The organism is Paenarthrobacter nitroguajacolicus, from assembly GCF_007786235.1.
GTDB lineage: Bacteria > Actinomycetota > Actinomycetes > Actinomycetales > Micrococcaceae > Arthrobacter > Arthrobacter nitroguajacolicus_A.
The window spans coordinates 55,848-71,632 of record NZ_VNFK01000016.1; the positions used below are offsets into that span (position 1 = coordinate 55,848).

At 63.4% G+C, this 15,785-nt stretch carries 15 protein-coding genes; 4 read left to right on the forward strand and 11 right to left on the reverse strand.

Annotated features, from left to right (window positions below):
• Positions 1 to 83: 83 nt before the first annotated feature.
• The 3 genes from acnA to FQP90_RS17955 form a co-directional block, all read right to left on the reverse strand.
• On the reverse strand, positions 84 to 2,891 hold the full coding sequence (gene acnA / locus FQP90_RS17945) for an aconitate hydratase AcnA (protein ID WP_144652428.1): 2,808 nt from the start codon (positions 2,889 to 2,891) through the stop codon (positions 84 to 86).
• 245 nt (positions 2,892 to 3,136) lie between these two features.
• The gene (locus FQP90_RS17950) at positions 3,137 to 4,504 is read right to left on the reverse strand and encodes a class I SAM-dependent RNA methyltransferase (RefSeq protein ID WP_144652429.1); all 1,368 of its coding nucleotides are present in this window, start codon (positions 4,502 to 4,504) and stop codon (positions 3,137 to 3,139) included.
• Positions 4,501 to 6,477: an APC family permease gene (locus tag FQP90_RS17955; protein ID WP_144652430.1), complete on the reverse strand. Its 1,977-nt coding sequence runs from the start codon at positions 6,475 to 6,477 to the stop codon at positions 4,501 to 4,503. Before FQP90_RS17955 ends, FQP90_RS17950 begins: the two co-directional genes overlap by 4 nt.
• 114 nt (positions 6,478 to 6,591) lie before the next feature.
• On the opposite strand from FQP90_RS17955, the gene FQP90_RS17960 reads away from it, so the two are divergent.
• The gene (locus FQP90_RS17960) at positions 6,592 to 7,263 is read left to right on the forward strand and encodes a potassium channel family protein (protein WP_144652466.1); all 672 of its coding nucleotides are present in this window, start codon (positions 6,592 to 6,594) and stop codon (positions 7,261 to 7,263) included.
• Positions 7,263 to 7,997 carry a potassium channel family protein gene (locus tag FQP90_RS17965; RefSeq protein WP_144652431.1) on the forward strand — a complete coding sequence of 245 codons (735 nt, stop codon included), beginning with the start codon at positions 7,263 to 7,265 and terminating at the stop codon, positions 7,995 to 7,997. Before FQP90_RS17960 ends, FQP90_RS17965 begins: the two co-directional genes overlap by 1 nt.
• On the opposite strand, the gene FQP90_RS17970 is transcribed toward FQP90_RS17965, so the two are convergent.
• The 4 genes from FQP90_RS17970 to dut form a co-directional block, all read right to left on the reverse strand.
• Positions 7,967 to 8,746 carry a DUF3159 domain-containing protein gene (locus FQP90_RS17970; RefSeq protein ID WP_144652432.1) on the reverse strand — a complete coding sequence of 260 codons (780 nt, stop codon included), beginning with the start codon at positions 8,744 to 8,746 and terminating at the stop codon, positions 7,967 to 7,969. The two genes, FQP90_RS17965 and FQP90_RS17970, sit on opposite strands and share 31 nt — an antisense overlap.
• Complete coding sequence (locus tag FQP90_RS17975; protein ID WP_244296834.1) at positions 8,743 to 9,033, reverse strand: hypothetical protein; 291 nt, start codon at positions 9,031 to 9,033, stop codon at positions 8,743 to 8,745. Before FQP90_RS17975 ends, FQP90_RS17970 begins: the two co-directional genes overlap by 4 nt.
• Before the next feature lie 79 nt (positions 9,034 to 9,112).
• Complete coding sequence (locus FQP90_RS17980) at positions 9,113 to 9,856, reverse strand: DUF3710 domain-containing protein (RefSeq protein WP_144652433.1); 744 nt, start codon at positions 9,854 to 9,856, stop codon at positions 9,113 to 9,115.
• A 117-nt stretch (positions 9,857 to 9,973) separates the two neighbouring features.
• Positions 9,974 to 10,555 carry a dUTP diphosphatase gene (dut, locus tag FQP90_RS17985; protein ID WP_144652434.1) on the reverse strand — a complete coding sequence of 194 codons (582 nt, stop codon included), beginning with the start codon at positions 10,553 to 10,555 and terminating at the stop codon, positions 9,974 to 9,976.
• Between the two features lie 79 nt (positions 10,556 to 10,634).
• On the opposite strand from dut, the gene FQP90_RS17990 reads away from it, so the two are divergent.
• Positions 10,635 to 11,132: a DUF3093 domain-containing protein gene (locus FQP90_RS17990; RefSeq protein ID WP_167510517.1), complete on the forward strand. Its 498-nt coding sequence runs from the start codon at positions 10,635 to 10,637 to the stop codon at positions 11,130 to 11,132.
• A gap of 31 nt (positions 11,133 to 11,163) precedes the next feature.
• On the opposite strand, the gene FQP90_RS17995 is transcribed toward FQP90_RS17990, so the two are convergent.
• The gene (locus FQP90_RS17995) at positions 11,164 to 11,463 is read right to left on the reverse strand and encodes a DUF4193 domain-containing protein (protein WP_144652435.1); all 300 of its coding nucleotides are present in this window, start codon (positions 11,461 to 11,463) and stop codon (positions 11,164 to 11,166) included.
• A gap of 288 nt (positions 11,464 to 11,751) precedes the next feature.
• On the opposite strand from FQP90_RS17995, the gene sepH reads away from it, so the two are divergent.
• Positions 11,752 to 13,092 (forward strand): septation protein SepH, encoded by a 1,341-nt coding sequence (gene sepH, locus FQP90_RS18000; RefSeq protein ID WP_144652436.1) that lies wholly within the window; start codon positions 11,752 to 11,754, stop codon positions 13,090 to 13,092.
• A gap of 16 nt (positions 13,093 to 13,108) precedes the next feature.
• Here sepH and FQP90_RS18005 read toward each other — a convergent pair whose 3' ends face one another.
• From FQP90_RS18005 to FQP90_RS18015, 3 genes are read right to left on the reverse strand one after another with little or no spacing between them, the layout of a single operon-like run.
• Complete coding sequence (locus tag FQP90_RS18005; protein WP_144652437.1) at positions 13,109 to 13,819, reverse strand: thymidine kinase; 711 nt, start codon at positions 13,817 to 13,819, stop codon at positions 13,109 to 13,111.
• Positions 13,812 to 15,041 carry an alkaline phosphatase family protein gene (locus tag FQP90_RS18010; protein WP_144652438.1) on the reverse strand — a complete coding sequence of 410 codons (1,230 nt, stop codon included), beginning with the start codon at positions 15,039 to 15,041 and terminating at the stop codon, positions 13,812 to 13,814. Before FQP90_RS18010 ends, FQP90_RS18005 begins: the two co-directional genes overlap by 8 nt.
• Complete coding sequence (locus FQP90_RS18015) at positions 15,038 to 15,763, reverse strand: DUF5998 family protein (protein WP_144652439.1); 726 nt, start codon at positions 15,761 to 15,763, stop codon at positions 15,038 to 15,040. The genes FQP90_RS18010 and FQP90_RS18015 overlap by 4 nt, the downstream gene beginning before the upstream one ends.
• Positions 15,764 to 15,785: the final 22 nt, after the last annotated feature.

Genomic DNA, 15,785 nt, shown 5'->3' on the forward strand with positions numbered 1-15,785 from the left:
TGTTCCGGACGCCAACAGCCCCGGCTGGTCGGGCGACCAGCCGGGGCTGTCTGGCTAGGAATAGCTGGTAACCAGCCGGTTCGCTACGCGGAGATCTGGCGCAGTACGTACTGCAGGATGCCACCGTTGCGGTAGTAGTCCGCTTCACCCGGAGTATCGATACGCAGGACAGCGTCGAACGACTTTGACGTTCCGTCTTCTGCCGTAGCTGTCACCTTGAGCGTCTTCGGTGTGGTGCCGTTGTTCAGCTCGGTGACGCCCTCAACCGCGAACGTCTCCGTACCGGTCAAGCCCAGCGTTGCTGCCGACTCGCCGGCAGGGAACTGCAGCGGAAGCACGCCCATGCCGATCAGGTTGGAGCGGTGGATACGCTCGTAGCTTTCAGCAACAACCGCCTTGACGCCCAAGAGCGCGGTGCCCTTGGCCGCCCAGTCACGCGATGAACCCGAGCCGTATTCCTTGCCTGCCAGGACAACCAGCGGCGTTCCGGCCGCCTGGTAGTTCTGGGCGGCGTCGTAGACGTAGGCCTGCGGTGCGCCTTCCTGGCTGAAGTCGCGGGTGAAGCCACCTTCGACGCCGTCCAGGAGCTGGTTCTTGATGCGGATGTTGGCGAAGGTACCGCGGATCATGACTTCGTGGTTGCCACGGCGTGAGCCGTAGGAGTTGAAGTCCTTGCGCTCCACACCGTTGGCCAGCAGGTACTGGCCGGCGGGGGTGTCCGACTTGAAGGAGCCGGCCGGGGAGATGTGGTCCGTGGTGACGGAATCGCCAAGCTTCAGGAGCACGCGGGCACCCGCGATGTCCTTGACGGGATCCGGCTGCGCCTTCATGCCCTCGAAGTACGGGGGCTTCCGCACGTAGGTGGAGTCCTCGGCCCAAGCAAAGGTGTCACCGGCGGGCGTGTCGAGCGCCTTCCAGCGGTCGTCGCCGTCGAAGACGCCTTCGTAACCCTTGGCGAACATGGCCTCGTCGATGGAGGAATCAATGACTTCCTGCACCTCGGTCGGGTTCGGCCAGATGTCCTTGAGGAAGACCTCGTTGCCTTCGGAGTCCGTGCCCAGGGCGTCAGTCTCGAAGTCGAAGTCCATGGAACCGGCCAGGGCGTAGGCGATGACCAGCGGCGGCGAAGCCAGGTAGTTCATCTTGACGTCCGGGTTGATGCGGCCTTCGAAGTTACGGTTACCCGACAGGACAGCCGTCACAGAGAGGTCGTTGGCTTGGATGGCCTCGGAGATTTCCGGCTCAAGCGGACCCGAGTTGCCAATGCAGGTGGCGCAACCGTAACCCACGATGTAGAAGCCGAGCTTCTCCAGGTAGGGGGTCAGGCCGGACTTCTCGTAGTAGTCGGTGACAACCTTGGAGCCAGGAGCCACGGAGGTCTTGACCCACGGCTTGGACGTCAGGCCCTTGTCCACGGCGTTGCGTGCCAGGAGGGCAGCAGCCAGCATGACCGACGGGTTGGACGTGTTGGTGCAAGAGGTGATCGAGGCGATCGACACAGCGCCGTGGTCCAGTTCGAATTCGCGGCCATCGGCAGTCTTGACGTGCACAGGCGCGGACGGGCGGCCGTGCGCACCGTTCGCAGCGGATGCAACGCGTGCCGTCTCCGTGGTGTGCGAATCGGCGTGCGTGAACGACGGCGAATCGGATGCCGGGAAGGATTCATCCAGGGCCTCGTCCACACTGCCGTCTTCAATGGAGACGTAGTTGTGGATGTCCTTGCGGAACTGTTCCTTGGCGTCCGTGAGCTCGATGCGGTCCTGCGGACGCTTCGGGCCCGAGATGGACGGAACGACCGTGGACAGGTCCAATTCCAGGAACTCGGAGAAGCGCAGTTCGCGGGAGGGATCGTGCCAGAGGCCCTGTTCCTTGGTGTATGCCTCCACGAGGGCGACATTTGCTTCGGAGCGGCCGGTGAGGCGCAGGTAGTCCAAGGTGACATCGTCGATCGGGAACATGGCAGCCGTGGAACCGAATTCCGGGCTCATGTTGCCAATGGTGGCGCGGTTGGCCAGCGGCACGGCTGCAACGCCTTCGCCGTAGAACTCAACGAACTTGCCAACGACACCGTGCTTGCGCAGCATTTCGGTGATGGTCAGAACGACGTCGGTAGCGGTGGCTCCGGCCGGGATGCTGCCGTTGAGCTTGAAGCCAACAACGCGGGGAATCAGCATGGAGACGGGCTGGCCGAGCATTGCTGCCTCAGCTTCGATACCGCCAACGCCCCAGCCCAGGATGCCCAGGCCGTTGACCATGGTGGTGTGGGAGTCGGTGCCAACGCAGGTGTCGGGGTAGGCACGCAGAACGCCGTCGATTTCGCGGGTCATGACGGTCCGTGCCAGGTACTCAATGTTGACCTGGTGGACGATGCCGGTTCCCGGGGGAACAACCTTGAAGTCGTCGAAGGCCGTCTGGCCCCAGCGAAGGAACTGGTAGCGCTCACCATTGCGCTGGTACTCGATCTCCATGTTGCGCTCCAGTGCGCCGGAGTTACCGAAGGCGTCAATCTGGACGGAGTGGTCAATGACCATTTCTGCAGGCGCCAACGGGTTGACGCGCTTGGGGTCACCGCCGAGTTCCTTAACGGCTTCGCGCATGGTGGCGAGGTCAACGACGCAGGGCACGCCAGTGAAGTCCTGCATGATGACTCGTGCCGGGGTGAACTGGATTTCCGTGTCGGGCTCCGCATTGGGATCCCAACCGGCCAGGGCGCGGACATGGTCCGCCGTAATATTGGCGCCATCCTCAGTCCGCAGGAGGTTTTCAAGCAATACCTTAAGGCTGAACGGAAGGCTGTCTGCGCCTTCTACGGAGTTCAACCGGAAAATTTCATAATCGGTGCCGGCTACATTCAGTACGCCTTTGGAACCGAAGCTGTCCACAGTGCTCATGGCAGGACTCCTCTCGCAACAGTTTCATCTTTGTCGCGTGGTTGGCCGCTAGCCAGTTAGGCGCACCTTACTTAGCCGGGCGGCACATCTCTCTTGGTCACCCCTGTCCGCGGCGCGGAACTGCGCGGGGCGGGACTACTACAGCCATCGTAGTGGCATACATCTCCATTGCGGCACTGCCGTGGCGTAAGCTCCGAAACCCGCGGTCCCACCCGCTGCACCGCGGCGGGCGGGCGAGGTCGCGGTTATGCTGCCGGGACGATGAGGCCCACGGTTTCCAAGTGATGGGTATTGGGATACAGATCAAAAGCCCGCAGCGACTCCAAGCGCCACCCGCCCTGATGGAAGTAACCCAGATCACGCGCGAACGAGGCGGGGTCGCAGGACACATACGCAATTGCGCGGGGCCCGGTTGCCATCAACTGCTTGACCACAGCCTTGCCTGCGCCGGCACGAGGTGGGTCCAAGACCACTGAATCGAAGCTGCGGGCTCGCTGATGCAGCACGCGTTCGACGCGTCCTTGGACGATTTCCACCTGTGGTTCGCCATGGAGGTTCTTTCGGGCGTCGCGGCTGGTTCCGGGTGCGCCTTCAACGGAAAGCACCGACCCTGTGACTCCCACCGCATCGGCCAAGGGGGCCGTAAAGAGGCCTGCACCGGCGTACAGGTCGGCAACTGCGGCGCCCGGCTGCAAGTACCCACCTCCGGAAAGGAAGTCCGTTACGGCGCCTACCAGCGTGTTGGGCGCATCCTTATGGATTTGCCAGAAGCCTTCCCCCGTGACGCGGTATTCATGGCCTGCGGCCGTCTCCTGCACCCAGGTCCTCCCCCGCAACTGCAGGACCTCGCCCTTGCTGGGGTCGAAGCTCGCCACCGAAATGTCATGCGGCAGTTGCGCCAGGATGCTGTGCAGCCGCTTGGGGCTGGTGCCTTCCTCCGGCGCCAGCAGCACCAAGGGCCGGGAACCGTTGGAGGGAACAGCGACTTCCACGCGGGCGATGCCCGACAGGTCAAGGTCCCACAGCCGGAGCTCGTTGATCCCCTGGACCGCCAAGGGCATTTCCTTGACAGGAACCACTACGTCCGAGCGGTGGGCATGCATGCCCAACCGCCCTTTGGTGGTGACCGCGAAACTGGCGCGAGTACGCCAGCCCAGTCCGCCGTCGTGGTTGTCACCCACGGCTTCCACCTCAGTGGCGAGGTCCAATCCGGCCAGCCGCTTGAGCTGTTCGGCCAGGACGTCGGCCTTCAGGGCCCGCTGCCGCTGAAGTGATATGTGGCCCAGTTCGGCGCCGCCCACCGGCGGACCGCCCCGCTTCCAGGAGCCCAGCGAGTCCGCCAGCTTCCAGAAGTGCGCCACGCGGTCCGGAGAAGCTTCCAGGACCTCGACGACGTCGGCGCGCCAGAAGCGCGATGAGTCGCCTGAGTCGGTCAGTCGGACACGAACCTTCTCGCCCGGGATGGCATGGCGGACGAAGATGACGCGGCCTTCGTGGCGGGCGACGAAGTGCCCACCGTGGGCGATGGGCCCCACGTCCACGACGATTTCAGTGCCATTGATGCCCTGACCTTCGCTGTGTTCGGTTGGGGAGGAATTGCTGTGGGAGGTCATTGGGTATCCTGCAGTGCCTTTGCTTCTTCGGACGACTTCAGCTGCCACGGAACGCTGGCAACCATGACGCCGGGCTCGAAATGGAGCCGGGTCTTGATTCGGAGTGCGGTCTGGTTATGGACCAATTGTTCCCACCACTTGCCCACCACGTATTCGGGGATGTACACCACTATCAAGTCCCGCGGTGAGTCACGGCGCATGTTCTTGATGTAGTCCATGATGGGGGTCACGGTCTCACGGTAGGGGCTGGCCAACACGGTCAGTGGGACGGGAATCTCCAGTTTCTCCCAGTCCCTGACAGTGTGTTCAGTCTCTTCGGTGTTAATGTCCACGGTCACAGCATCCAGGCGCGATGGCCGCGAAGCCCGTGCATAAGCCAGGGCCCGAAGGACCGGCTTGCGGACGTGGGAGACGAGGAGCACAGCGTGGACCCGTGTGGGGAGGGCACGCGGTGACGAGTCTTCATCCACGGCAAGTTCCTTCGCCACGTTGTCATAGTGTGCGCGGATGCTCCACATGATCAGGAACAAGACGAACATGGCGAGGAGTGCAATCCAGGCACCTTGCTCAAACTTGGTGATCAGGACAATGACAAGCACCAAGGCCGTCATGCCGAACCCCAGCATGTTGATGGTGCGCGACTTGAAGATCCGGCGGCGGACAGCTTTGTCCTTGGCCAGCTTCAGTTCCCGGCCCCAATGCCGGATCATGCCGAGTTGGCTGGCCGTAAACGAAATGAAGACGCCCACAATGTACAGCTGGATCAGTTTGGTGACGTCGGCGTTGAACGCCAGGATCAAGACCAGCGCGCCGGCCGCAAGGGCGAGGACGCCGTTACTGAACGCCAGCCTGTCACCCCGCGTGCGGAGCTGGCGTGGAAGGTAGCCGTCCTGGGCGAGGATGGAACCCAGCACCGGGAAACCATTGAAGGCCGTGTTGGAGGCAAAAACCAGGATGACGCCCGTTGCTGCGACGACGACATAGAAGAGGATGGAGCCGGAGCCGAAAATGGTGTCGGCTATCTGGCTGATCGCAGGGGTCTGGATGTAGCCCTCAGGAAGCGGTTTGCCATCCACCAGGAACTCCCTGGCGGGATCCAGGACAATGTGCACCTTGGTGGCGTTGGCCAGGTACAGGATTCCGGCAAGCATGGATGCCGCAATGACACCCAGGAGCAAAAGCGTGGTAGCGGCATTCTTGCTTTTCGGTTTCCGGAAATTCGGCACGCCGTTACTGATGGCTTCCACCCCTGTCAGGGCTGCGGCGCCAGAGGAGAACGCCCGCAACAGCAGGAATGCGCCAGCCAAGCCCACCAGTCCTTCATCGAAGCCGGGTTCGGGAACAATGGTGAAGTTCGCCGAGGGCGCTTCCCCCAGCTGGCCCGTGATGGCCTGGAAAATACCTACCGCGGTCATGCCGAGGATGGAAGCCATGAAGATGTAGGTGGGGACGGCGAAGAGTGTCCCGGCTTCCTTGACACCACGGAGGTTCACCAACGCGAGGATGACGACACCAATCGTGGCGATCAGCGCCTGTTGTCCATGAAGCGACGGGATGGCGGTGGTCAGGTAGGTAGCCGCCGACGACATGGACACCGCCACGGTCAGCACATAATCCACCAGCAGGGCGGAAGCGACGGTGAGTCCGGCGTACTTGCCGAGGTTGACGTTCGCAATTTCATAGTCGCCGCCCCCGGACGGATACGCATGGACGTTTTGGCGGTAGGACGCCACGACTGTGAGCAAAACCACCATGACCGCCAGCCCAACCAGCGGTGAAAACGCCACGGCGCTGACGCCTGCCAGGGCCAGCGTCAGGAGGATTTCATCGGGGGCATATGCCACCGAGGACAAGGCATCCGAGGCGAAGATCGGCAAAGCGATGCGTTTGGGCAACAAGGTGTGGGACAGGCGGTCATTCCGGACAGGCCGGCCCACCAACACCCGCTTTGCGGCATTCAGAATTGTCAGCACTCCGCAAAGCTACTCTGAATCACCAGCGATGTCATGACGGCGGTCGCGGGCTTACGCACGACGCAACGGTAAAGTCATACCGAGCGGCAGGGACAACACACATTAGGAGACATGGTGGCTCACTTCGTGATCATGGGTTGCGGCCGCGTCGGCGCGACCCTTGCACACACTCTGGAGGATGCAGGCCATTCGGTGGCCATCATCGACCAGGATGAGCGGGCTTTCCGCCGGCTCCGCAACACGTTCACCGGGCGCAAGGTCACCGGCGTCGGCTTCGACCGGGACACCTTGAAGCAGGCCGGTGTCGAAGAGGCCTACGCTTTTGCCGCCGTTTCCAGTGGAGACAATTCGAATATCCTGGCTACCCGAGTGGCCCGCGAGACGTTCCACGTTGCCCACGTCGTTGCCCGCATCTACGATCCCGGCCGCGCCGAAATCTACCAGCGCCTCGGTATCCCCACGGTTGCGGCCGTGCGATGGAGCGCCGACCAGGTTCTACGCCGTATTCTTCCCGAGCAACACCTGGCCGGGGATTACCGCGAGCCCTCAGGACGCCTGGTCCTGGCTGAAGTGGATCTGCACCCGGACTGGATTGGACACAGCCTCAACTCCATCGAGGCCGCCTCGGGAATCCGCATCGCCTTCCTCACCCGGTTCGGCGAGGGCCTGCTGCCCCAGACAGGCACGGCCTACCAGGAAGGCGACACCGTCCACGCGATGGTGAGCCTGGACAGGGCATCCGAAACCAGCCGGATCCTCGCCAAAGCACCCGCCAAGGAGTCTTAGTGAAAGTTGTCATCGTTGGCGCAGGAAGCGTCGGCTCGTCCATTGCCCGTGAGCTCCTCGCCCACAACCACCAGATCCTGCTGATAGACCTCAAACCTGAGGTCATCGGTCGCAGTGGACTGCGTGGTGCCCGCTGGCTGGTGGGCGATGCCTGCGAACTGAGCACCCTGCAGGACGCCAAACTTGAGGATGCCGACGTCGTGGTTTCCGCCACGGGCGACGACAAAGTCAATCTTGTCGTGTCGCTGCTCGCCAAGACTGAATTCGGCGTGGGGCGAACCGTTGGCCGTGTCAATAACCCCAAGAATGACTGGATGTTCAACGATTCCTGGGGCGTCGACGTCGCGGTCAACACGCCGCAGCTCATGACAGCCCTGGTGGAAGAGGCCGTGGAGATCGGCGACATTGTCCGTTTGCTGACCCTTCAGACCGGTGTGGCCTCGATCGTCGAATTCACCGTCCCGCACGACTCGCACATCATTGGCAGCACGGTGGGAGGGATCGAATGGCCGGAGGATGCAACACTGGTGGCCATTCTTCGCGACCAAGCCCCCATCACACCCACCCGAGACGACGTCCTGGACGGCGGCGACGAGCTGTTCTTCGTCACCACCATAGCCGCAGAGGACGGTCTGCGAGCGCTGCTGTCACCGGGATCCGCTGACGGGCAGGAACCCCGGGAAGGCGGCCCCGAAGTAACCGATCAGACCGCGGACGACGGCTTCGACGGCTGAGGCGCGGGCTTGGTGACCAGCCAAGCCACCCACAGGCCAAGGATGTAGAGCGGGGCACCCATGAGAAGCCTGGTGGTGGCCAACGCTGTCAGGCCGCCCTCCCCCATGAAGTACAGCGGCACCTGCACCACCAACCGGAGCGCCAGGACAGCCACGACGATCCAGGTACCGAGTTTGTAGGCCTTCAGGCGTTCGGGATCCTTTCGCCACTCCAGTCCCTCGTTACGAACGAAACCAAAGAGCAGGCCTGCCACCGGCCATTTGAGCGCGATGGAGAGGACCATGGCTGCGATGTAGGCGATGTTGGTGAAGAAGCCCAGGACGTAGAAGTCCTCCGCCTTTCCGGTGGTATTGGCCAACCAGGCGGAAATTCCGACGCCGACCACACCGGCAAGCGCCTGCGTCAGGGGACGTCGCTGGATCAGGCGAACAACCGTGAACACGGCTGCGGCAGCCAAGGCCGCGATCAGCGACGGCGTCAGGTCACGGGTGATGGTGAACGCCACCAGGAAGACCAGGCCGGGGATGATGCTCTCGGCGATGCCCTGAACTCCACCCGCGGATTTCAGCATGTCGACGTGGCCCGCGCTGTTCCGGTGAAGCCCGGCCTTTTCGGCGTATCCGGCAGCGAGATCCGACATGCTGGGCCCTTCCACGCCGGCTTTGGCGGCATCCGACAACGGTGCCTCGTCATCGTGCGGCGTCGGCCGCACGGTGTCCTTCGGTTCCGAACCGTTGGCCGGGGTCATAGATGCTCCTGACGGGAAAGTATTTCGTAGCGTGGATTGAACATGGCCGGGAGACCGTCCACCCGTGTCACCATGCCCTTGAGTCGAAGCCGCACTCCGGCTTCAATTCCCGGAACACGGGTTCGGCCCAACCAGATCACCCGGAGGCGGTCGTTGGGCTTTCCAGTCCCTCCAGGGGACACGGCCGAGCGGGCTCCGGGCCGCAGGGCGTCCACCACCACAGCTGAAAAGAAAGGCTGTTCGCTGGGTGGTTGGTGCGTCACCGATTCAATGAATCCGGTGCACACGGCCCTACCCCGGGCAGGAAGGTCGCGCACTCCCTGCCTGTGGGGCTGCTGGTCGGCGAATCCGCCAAGACCCGGGGAATCAGCCAATCTGGGTGATCTCCGGGCCCCGCTCCGGCTGCTGCAACTCGGGAGCATTCTGGGGAGTACCGGCCTGTCCTGGCACAGCTGCGTCCTTGGGCAGGCGGAGCTGCAGCAACTCGCGCGGCGGCATCGGGTTGTCACCGCGAACCACCACCACTCGGCGGAAGAGCTCTTCCAACCCGGCTGCGGCGTCGCGGTCCAACGCCGCTTCCCCGCCGAGGACGCCACGGAGGAACCAGCGGGGTCCGTCCACGCCCATGAAGCGGGCTGCCCGGAATCCGCGGCTGCCATCAGCGGCTTCTGCGGGGAGTTTGGCCACGAGCTCCGTGCCGAACGTTCCGGTAATTTCCTCGGTTTCACCACCCTGGCTGGCCACAGACTGGTTGATCTGTTCCCGAATCTCCTCCCACAGCCCCTCGGAACGGGGAGCCGCGAAGGCTTGGAGCTGGAGGCTGGATCCGGCAAGGTCCAATGTCACAGCGACCACGCGCTGGGTGGCTTCTTCCACCTCGAGCCTTAGCTGAAGACCTTCTGCCGGCGCGATCAGCAGCGCGCCAAGATCAACGTAGCCATCGTGGCTTTCAATCTCATCTACGTCCAGGGGGCCTTTACCCAGCCGGAAGTCGCCTCGCGTGCCCACCCCGTCCGGTTCAGGGCTCTGCGCCTCGGTACCGGATTCGTCGACGGTACCGGCGGTCTCCGACCGCTCGTCCTTGGACTTCTTGCCGCGCCCAAAAAGCATTGGGTTTTCTCCTTAGTAGTGGTCTATCCCCAAGTAAACCGCAACCACGTTCAACCACGTAAACCAAACCAATGAGCCAAGTCCCGGTCTGCAACGCACGCCGATTGAGTGGTCTGCTCAGGCCTTCGGTGCGTTGAAGCCGCCGGTGGAACCGAAGCCGCCGGTTCCTCGGACGGAATCAGTCAATTGGTCTACCGGCACGAACCGCGCGTATTCAACGCGCTGAATCACCATCTGTGCAATTCTATCGCCGCGCTTGAGGTCGATGGCATGGTTTTGGTCAGTGTTGAGCAGCGTGACCGCGATTTCGCCGCGGTAACCGGCATCCACCGTCCCGGGGGCGTTCACGACGGTCAGCCCGTGCTTGGTGGCCAGGCCCGAGCGCGGGTGGATGAGGGCCACGAATCCGTGGGGCAGCGCAATGGAAACACCAGTGGGAACAAGCTTCCGCTCGCCCGGGGCGAGGTAGACATCCTCACGGGCACGGAGGTCGGCGCCGGCATCGCCAGGGTGCGCATACGAGGGTGCTTCCAACCCGGCGTCGAGCATTTTCAACTGCACGTCCAATGTGGGGGCTCCGTATCCTGCGGGGGTGCTGCTGTCCGCGGGGGTGCTGCTGTCCGCTTTCGCGGGGGCTTCGTCTGTACTGAATACTGCGGTCTCGTTGCTCACAGTGGACCATTCTACGGTGAGTGGCATCTCCTGTGCCCTACCTCCCAGCCCACGTGATCACCGGACATGGACGCAGCGGCAGTCCATCGCCGGATAAGCTGGACCCATGCCTACGCCTGACCAGTCCGTCCCTGTGCCTGCCCGGAACTCCCCCTCGTCCTCGGAGGTCCTGTACACGGAGAAACTGTGGCCGTCCGTGTGGATATGGATTGTGGTTGTTGGCCTGTCGGGCGCCGGCGTCCTCATGTTTGGTCCCATCAGCGCCGCCACTGGCATCATCGCCGCCCTCGTCTTGCTGGCAATCATGACCATCATGTTGGTGCTTTCCACTCCCACCATCACCGTCACACCTGACACCGTTCGTGTGGGCCGGGCGAGTATCGACCGCAAGTTTGTGGGTTCGGTCCAGGCATTCAAGAAAGCGGAAGCCACGGCAGAACGAGGCCCCCGCCTCAATGGGCTGGCATATATGTGCTTCCGGGGTTGGATCGACCCTGTGGTCAAGATCGAGATCACGGACCCGGCGGACCGGACACCTTACTGGCTGGCGTCGTCCCGGAGGCCGGATGAGCTCGTTTCGGCGCTGACGGCACCGCGAAAATGACAGCTACCAGCCACACGGCTTGTCCTGTCTTTTAGCTCTCGCACTCGGTGCAGTACAGGTGCCCACCCCTCTCGGCAGCGATCTGGGACCTGTGTTTGACCAGGAAGCAGTTGAAACACGTGAATTCGTCCGCCTGGGGCGGCATGACCTGAATCAGGAGTTCCTCTCCTGAGAGGTCGGCTCCCGGCAATTCGAAGCCATCGGCGAGCTCGGTTTCATCGACGTCCACCGCGGAGGATTGCTTCCCCGACTGGCGCGTCTTGAGCTCCTCCAGGGAATCCTCGCTGACATCTTCCTCGGTCTTCCGAGGGGCATCGTAATCGGTGGCCATGGTCCTTCCTTGTCCTCCGTACCTGTTGCGGGTGGAATGCCGGCCGTGGCGGGACCTCCCGCCGCCGGTGTATGGGTGCAACGCCGGACGCACCGGTTTTGTGCCCGATATCGGGCAGATTGTCCTCCCCCCGTCCACGAAAGTCCATAGACACTGTCCTGGACCGGAAACCCCGATATTCGGAAGGTTTCACCGGAAAATCACGGCACGCCCTCTGTCCTAGTAGGAAAAGGCCCCGGCGGGTGGCAGAGTTTCGAATGTCAGTTATGCCATGTGGTGGAGGGTGTTATGCAGGATCTACGACTGGTAGGCGTCCACGACGACGGCGGGCATCTGCTCCTCAGCGGTCCCGGTGGTGCGATGTTCCAGCTTCCGATCGACGAGGCCCTCCGGGCTGCAGCGAGCCGGACCCCCGCCCAAGTGGCTGCGCGTGCCTCCAATACTCCGATTGCCATGTCCCCGCGGGACATCCAGTCCAGAATTCGAAGCGGAGCCACTGCGGCTGAAGTTGCCGAGCTTTCCGGCCTTCCGTTGGCCAACGTCCAGCGCTACGAAGGCCCTGTGCTGGCAGAGCGTGAGTACGTGGTGCGGCAGGCCCGCAACATCGAGGTCGCTTCCCCTGCCCCCGGCCATGACATCTATCGCTCGGCTTTCGGTGACACCCCGGCCACTCTCGGCGACATGGTGGATCACCGTCTTGCTGCCCACGGTATTGATACCGCGACGGTCGAATGGGACTCCTGGCGCCGCCCCGATGGTTCCTGGACGGTGGTTGCACGGTTCGAGACAGTACCGGGCGCCCACGGGAGCATCGGCGAGGAACCTCCCGCCATGTGGACTTTCAGCCCCCAGCGCAAGTCGCTGCAGAATGCCAACCGGTGGGCCCAGCAACTCAGTGAACTCGAGCCTCTGGACGGTCCTGTACCCGCACGAAGGCTTGCTGCTGTCTCTGACAGGCCATTCGATTTCGAGAGCGACGCCGAGGCAGCTGCACGCACGTCCGCGAAGGAATCGGACAGCCTCCTGGAAATGCTCCGATCACGCCGCGGCCAACGCCTGGGGGTAGACGAGGACGGCGACGACGCCTTGGCCGTCCTGCTAAGTAACGTTCCGGCAGCCCACCCGCGCCCCGGTGACGACGCTGACGAGATCTCCGAAGAATTCGTCATTGCGGACGCCGAACCAGCTGCACCGGTGGCCGAGGAACCGGCGCGGAAGGACGGGCGGCCATCGATGCTTTCCCGGCTGAGCCTGGCTCCCCGGCACTTTGACACCCATGATGATGACGACGATTCGCTCAAACTTCACAATGGCGTCAGCACGGATACCCGCGAAATTACGGTGGTGGCCAGCCCGCTGCGACCCGTCACATCGCTAACGCCACGCAAGCCCGCCGGGCTCGACGAACTGCTCGGCGGCAGCGTGAATGCCCAGCCCCAGGTGGGAGGCGAGACTCCGCGCGCGGAGTCACCGCAGGAGAACCCCCGTGGCGAATCTGCCGCTGATGTTACAAAGGACCCCGAGGTCGCAAAAGACCCTGACGCCCCCGCAGAACGTCAGCCGTCCCGACCGAAGAGGTCCAGCATTCCCAGCTGGGATGAGATCGTTTTCGGGGCTCGCGGAGACTAGCCGCAGGCCCCGGCAGTCACCCCTGCCGAAGTGCTCCTGCACCGGGCCAAAGACAAGCATCAACGTCGAATGGCAGCGGCTGGTCGGCCCCTGCCATCACGTTGGCGCCGTGTGCGGTGACACGCCTCATGTAATGGCGGCGGCAGAGCGTCTCATATCCCACGGCGTCCGCATCGGAGATGTCGTCGCCTGTAGCGGGGGCGACGTCGCCCACCATCACTTGCTCGCCTTCCACCACCATGATGCCGTTCACCGTCCGGGCATTCTGCGTTGCCCGGCGGCCGCACCAGCACAGGGCTTCCACCTGCAGCACCTGAACCTTGTCGGCGAGCTCAATGAGGCGCTGCGAGCCGGGGAACAACCTGGTGCGGAAGTCGGACGTAATCCCGAAGGCAAAGACATCCACGTCCATTTCGTCCACCACCCGTGCCAACTGCTCCACCTGGGACGCCGAGTAGAACTGCGCTTCATCACAGATCAGGTAGTCAACGCGAAGGCCGCTGGTGCGTCGGGCAACAACCTCGTCCCAGAAATCAGTGTCGCCACCAACTTCCACGGCGTCGGTCTGCAGGCCCAGCCTGCTGGAGATCGTCGAATCCCCCGCGCGGTCGTTACAGCTGAAGCGGACGCCTCCGCGGCCTCGTGCTCGGTGGTTGTAGTCCATTTGGAGGGCCAGCGTGGACTTGCCGCAGTCCATGGTCCCTGAGAAGAAGACCAGCTCAGCCACGCTTGCCCTTTCGGCCGGCAGCAGTAAAGCACAGCAGGGGTACTTCGCGTTCGGCCTTGGTCAGCGAACCGTGCTGACCCACCACCTCCAGTGATGCCGGCCTGGCCCGGCGGGTGTCATACAGCGCCAGGGTATCGCGGGCTGCGATCATGACGTCGCCGATGCGGGGTGCCACCTCAGGGCGGACTGTGCCAAACAAGCCGGCCTCGGAAGCCTGGCCGCGGGTGAAAACCCAGATCCGTTCGCCGAAGCGCCGACGCCAGGCGGCAATCAGTGAGTCCCGGTGGGCCTCGGTGGCATCCGGTTCAAGGTAGAGGTGCACCATGCGAGGTTCTCCCGCTGTGTGCCGGACACCGGCAACCAACGATTCGTCAGCGGAGTAGTCCAGGCGTTGGGATTCGGGGACGTCCAGCATGCCGTGGTCTCCGGTGAGCAGGATGGTGGTCCCCGCCGGCAACGTGGCGGAAAGCCTCTTGACCGTGGAGTCGAGCTCTTCAAGCTGGTGCTCCCACCGATCCGATTGGCAGCCGTAACGGTGCCCGGCTTTGTCGAGCTCGTTGACGTAGAAGTACATCAGTGATTTTTCGCCGCCGGACATGGCTTCCGCAGCTGCGGCCGTCCGCGCGTGGAGCGTGGTGCCGCCAACGAATCGACTTCCCCGGAGCGCCGCCTGGGTCATCGGGGAATTGCCAAATTGCGGCAGGCTGACCGTCACGACGTCCAGCTCCGAGGCCACGCGTTCAAAAACGGTAGCGTGAGGTTGCCACTTGGCCGGGTCCACCAGCGGATCCCAGTTGCCCAAGAGGTTCACTACCTTGTCCTGTGCGGGATCGAGGACGTCGTAGCCCACCATGCCATGCTGCCCTGCCGGCAGCCCGGTACCGAGGCTCGCGAGGGAAGCCGCCGTGGTGCTGGGGAAGGCGGAGTCGATCCACTGCGGGACGTTTCGCTGTCCGCCAGCAAGGACTGAACGGAGGAAGGGCGTGTGGGAGGACTTCTGCTTGAGCAGGTTCCGCCCCAGTCCATCGGCCAGAACAACGCAGACACGCTGAGCTGAAGGCAACTGCAGCTGGTTGGTGAAGCCGGGCACGCCGAGCGCGGCAGCGGAACTCGTGAAGACCTCAGCGATCGACTTGCTCCCGAAGAGCGGGGCCGAGGGGAGGTGGTCGTGAGAGGCTGCCCCGGGAGCTGTGTCCACGTGGTTCTGTGCAGTTTCCCTCAACGCTGATGTCCGCGGCTGAGGCGGTTGCTGAAGACGCCCGAACGCGGCCTGGGCGCAGGGATACTGGCATGCTGGACAGGGCTCGGGTTACCCGTGTTGACCGCGCGCAGTGCACGGGCAAAGAGCTTGGCGTCCTGGACGGCCTGGAGGCCATCGGCCTCGGCGCTGATGCGCAGTACGATGTCTTCCTGGGCGATGGTTCCGCTGTAGCCGTGATCGGCCTCGCACTGCGGATCCCCGCAGCTCGCCGGTCCCATGTCCATCCGTTGCCCGCCGGACCATGCAATGGACACGGTCAGCTCGCGGACGGGATCGGACGGTTTGTAGTCCTGGGGCTGGGAGTACATGTAGCTCAGGACCACCGAACGGATTTGGGCCACCGGGACGGACTCGGTGGAAATCTGGGCAACGATTTGCTCACCGGCTTCGTCCAACTGCTGGTCGTCCACGTGGGTGATCACCAGCATGTCCTCCGTCAGGACCAGCACGGTAATGTGCCGGCGAACTTCGGCACGGTCGAAGTGCGTCTCCAGATGCACCAGGTGTGACAAGCACTCGCGGCCGTCCAAGGCGTCGTCCACGACGTCGGCAACCAACCGCGGGTAGAAACCTGCTTGCTGCAGTGCCTGGTCCAGACTCTGTCCCTGCGAGCTGTGATGATGCGCGGTGTGGTGCCCGGTGTTGGACGGGCGGGATTGAGGCGTCGGAGACTGGGTGCTCATCCCCCCATTTTCACAGATCGCT